Origin of the sequence: Vibrio sp. 10N.222.55.C6, assembly GCF_041473395.1 — a bacterium.
GTDB classification, from domain to species: domain Bacteria; phylum Pseudomonadota; class Gammaproteobacteria; order Enterobacterales; family Vibrionaceae; genus Vibrio; species Vibrio crassostreae_C.
Genome location: NZ_JBFRSD010000358.1, coordinates 1 through 486, shown reverse-complemented (window position 1 = coordinate 486; position 486 = coordinate 1). Strand labels below are relative to the sequence as shown.

Below are 486 nucleotides of genomic sequence, written 5' to 3'. Positions count from 1 at the left end.
GGTGTTGGTTCGATTACGGTTCAACTGGCGAAACAGCTTACTAACCTAACAGTGATTGCGACTGCTTCAAGACCAGAGACCGAGCAGTGGGTAAGAGATATGGGCGCTGACCATGTTGTGAATCACCGCAATCTAGTGGAGTCGGTACGTGAGCAGGGCATTCAGCATGTTGACTACATCTTCAACGTTGCAGATACCAAAGGTCACTGGGATGCAATGGTTGAGCTGATTGCTCCGCAAGGCATGATCAGCTCAATTGTAGAATTTGATGGTGGTGTTGACCTATCAAAACTACAAGGCAAATCAGCTGGCTTTATCTGGGAGCTGATGTTTACTCGCTCGCTGTTTAACACTGACGATATCCAGAAGCAGCAAGATATCCTGTTCCAAGCGGCAAACTTGATTGATGCTGGCCGCATTAAATCAACACTCACTACAACATTAAATGGCTTTGGTGTTGAGACGTTAAAAGACGCACACCAACGT

General features: G+C 46.5%; 1 protein-coding gene. It reads left to right on the top strand.

Annotated elements, in window-relative coordinates; genetic code table 11:
• Window positions 1-486: zinc-binding dehydrogenase (locus tag AB4486_RS24110; protein WP_372119149.1), on the top strand; the 486-nt coding region annotated here is incomplete at both ends.